Here is a 2,854-nt window from a genome sequence, read left to right as displayed (position 1 = left end):
CACGCCCGAGGCGCAGAAGGCCGTCAAGTTCTGGACCGACCTCGTGACCGTGCACAAGGTGGCCCCGCCGGTGACGCCGAGGCGGCCGGGGGCGCGGCGCGGGGCGGGTCCTCCGTGTCGTCGCCGCAGGCGGCGGTGAGGGCGGCGGCGATCACGAGGACCGCGACGGCGGGCAGGCTCCGGTTGGTCACCCCTGGCAGTCTGCCCAACCCGGTCCCGTCCCGGCAGTGGCCGGTCGGTCAGCGCGTTGTCCCATTTCTGCCACCCCGCCCCGGTCGACCGGGCGGCACGGCCGGCACCGGTACGATCCCGACCCGGTCGACGAGGGGAGCCGAGGATGACCGGGGCGAACGGGATGACCGGGGTGACCGTACGGCCGGCGCGGGCCGGGGACCGCGCGGCGGTCGACGCGCTGCACGAACGCGAGTGGGGTGGGCCGTACGTCGTCGCCCACGACACCCGCTACGACCTGCGTACGCTGCCCACGCTGGTGGCGACCGACGGGGCCGGGGCGGTGGTCGGGGCGCTCGCCCACCACGACGACGCCGACGGGCTGGAGGTGGTCAGCGTGGTGGCCGCGACGCCCGGCGGCGGCGTCGGCACGGCCCTGCTGGCGGCGGCCGAGGAGGTGGCCCGGGCCGCGTGCCGGTCCCGGCTCTGGCTCGTCACCACGAACGACAACCTGCGGGCGCTGCGGTTCTACCAGCGGCGCGGGCTGCGGCTGGTGCGCGTGGACCAGGGCGCGGTGGACCGGGCGCGCCGGCTCAAGCCGAGCATCCCGGCAATCGGCGAGGACGGCATCGCGCTGCACGACGAACTGGTCCTGGAGCTGCGCCTCAGCGCGGACGAACCGGTCCCCGCCGGCCGCTCGGTGCACGATCGGCAGGTCGCCGCCGCCCCACCCGCCGGCGCGGCCCGCGCCCCGTGGATCTCGCTGACCACCGACTACGGCCTCGCCGACGGATTCGTCGCCGCCTGCCACGGGGTGATCGCGCGGCTGGCGCCGCAGGCCCGGGTCGTCGACGTGACCCATCTCGTCCCGCCGGCCGACGTACGCCGGGGCGCGGCGGTGCTCGCGCAGGCCGTGCCGCACCTGCCGGAGGGGGTGCACGTGGCCGTCGTCGACCCGGGCGTGGGCACGACCCGCCGGGGTGTCGCGCTGGCCACCCCGCGCGGGCTGCTGGTGGGGCCGGACAACGGCCTGTTGGTGGAGGCCGCCGAGGCGCTGGGCGGAGTGCTCGCCGCCGTCGAGCTGACCGATCCGGCCTGGCTCGCGCCCGAGGTGTCCCGCACGTTCCACGGCCGGGACGTCTTCGCGCCGGTCGCCGCGCGGCTGGCGCTGGGCGCGCCGCTGGCCGGGGTGGGCCCGGCGGTCGACCCGGGGTCCCTGGTCCGGCTGCCGGCGCCGGTGCTCCGCCGGGAGGCGGACGGCTTCACGGCCGAGGTGCTGACCGTCGACCACTTCGGCAACGTCCAGCTGGCCGCGCCGGCCGACCTGCTGGCGCCGCTGCCGGCCCGGGTCCGGGTGCGGCCGGGCAGCGGTTCCGGGCCCGGGCGGGAGGCCGTGCACGGGCGTACCTTCGGCGACGCCGGAGCGGGCGGGCTGGTGGTGCACGCCGACTCCGCCGGCCGGGTCGCCGTGGCGGTCAACGGCGGCCGGGCGGCGGACCTGCTGGCGGTGGTCCCGGGCGACCTGCTGCGGATCGCGGCCGGCTGAGCGTTGGCCCCGGACCGCGGAGCGCCGCGGTGGCCGGGGCCGGGCCGGCGCTCAGCCCGGGCGCCGGGCCGGACCGGAGGCCCCGGCCGGCCCGGTGGGCGTACGCGATCGGTGGTCAGCAGAGCGGCACCGTGCCGCCGTAGACCGCCGAGACGTACGCGTGGCTGACGTACTGGCCGCTGGCGAGGCGGTTCCACCGGTTGGTGGTCCGGTACGGGCCAGCCACGGTCTGCCCGGTCACGTAGCACTGGATCGGCACGTTGGCGTACCGGGCGGCCAGGCCGCGCACCGCGTACCCCGTGCCGGCGCCGGCGCGGACGTTGAGTGGACCGTCGCCGACCACGCCGCGCGTGCCGCTGCCGGTCCACAGGTACGCCACGTCCACCCACGCGTTGGTGGTCAGCTGCAGCCCGTCTGAGAAGGTGCCGTCGGCGAGGTCGACGCCGGCCGGGTTCAGCACCACCCGGCCGAACTGGTCCCGCCCGCCGTTGTAGCCGGACTGGTAGGCCGCCTGCGCCTGCGGCCGGCCCTGCGGGAGGTCCTTCCAGTTCTCCCGCACGGCGCTGAGGTTCCAGTAGTCGTCGCGGGTGTTCCACGGGCCGACGTCCCAGACCGGGGCGTACTCGCAGCGGCTGCCGGTGGTGGTGCAGACCCGGACGGTGTAGTCGCCGGTGTTCGCCGGGGCCAGGCCGCGCCGGGAGGGCAGCGCGACGAAGTGGTCCCGGGCCACGATCGTGTGCCCGTTGGCGGTCACCTCGCCGACCAGCCCGATCCGGGTCGCGTACACCCGGTAGGTGAGGCCGGGCGTGGCGGCGGAGACGGCGGCGCCGGCGTCGGCGGTGAGCCGCACGGCGCGCACCTCGGCGGTGGCGCCGGACCGGCTCGCGGTGAGCACCACCCGGGTCTGCACGCGGGTGACCGGCCGGTCGAAGACCGCCCCGCCGGTGGCCTCGCGCCACTCGGTCCAGCCCGCCGCCCGCCAGCCCCGCACCTGGGCCTCGGCGGCGGCGCCGGCGGCGGCGCGGACGTCGACGGTGGCGCATTTAGGAGTTGCGACAGCGTCCCGACACCCCAGGTGGCCCCACGTGGCGAGGGAATCTGACGGGCGTTCAGGTCGCGGGCGATCCTGACCAGCGG

General features: G+C 77.5%; 2 protein-coding genes and 1 pseudogene. 2 read left to right on the top strand and 1 reads right to left on the bottom strand.

Annotated elements, in window-relative coordinates; translation table 11 throughout:
- Positions 1-337: 337 nt before the first annotated feature.
- Together AB0G13_RS34450 and AB0G13_RS34445 are read left to right on the top strand one after the other, a co-directional pair.
- Positions 338-703 (top strand): annotated as a pseudogene (locus tag AB0G13_RS34450) (GNAT family N-acetyltransferase); the annotation flags it as partial.
- A 168-nt stretch (positions 704-871) separates the two neighbouring features.
- Complete coding sequence (locus tag AB0G13_RS34445; protein WP_357883817.1) at positions 872-1,717, top strand: SAM-dependent chlorinase/fluorinase; 846 nt, start codon at positions 872-874, stop codon at positions 1,715-1,717.
- A 115-nt stretch (positions 1,718-1,832) separates the two neighbouring features.
- Here AB0G13_RS34445 and AB0G13_RS34440 read toward each other — a convergent pair whose 3' ends face one another.
- Positions 1,833-2,708 (bottom strand): hypothetical protein, encoded by an 876-nt coding sequence (locus tag AB0G13_RS34440; protein ID WP_357883814.1) that lies wholly within the window; start codon positions 2,706-2,708, stop codon positions 1,833-1,835.
- Positions 2,709-2,854: the final 146 nt, after the last annotated feature.

The sequence above is a fragment of the Micromonospora sp. NPDC023633 genome, from assembly GCF_040640035.1.
Taxonomy (GTDB): Bacteria; Actinomycetota; Actinomycetes; order Mycobacteriales; family Micromonosporaceae; genus Micromonospora.
Note: the sequence above shows the minus strand (reverse complement) of the source record. Positions and strands in the feature narration are given on the sequence as shown.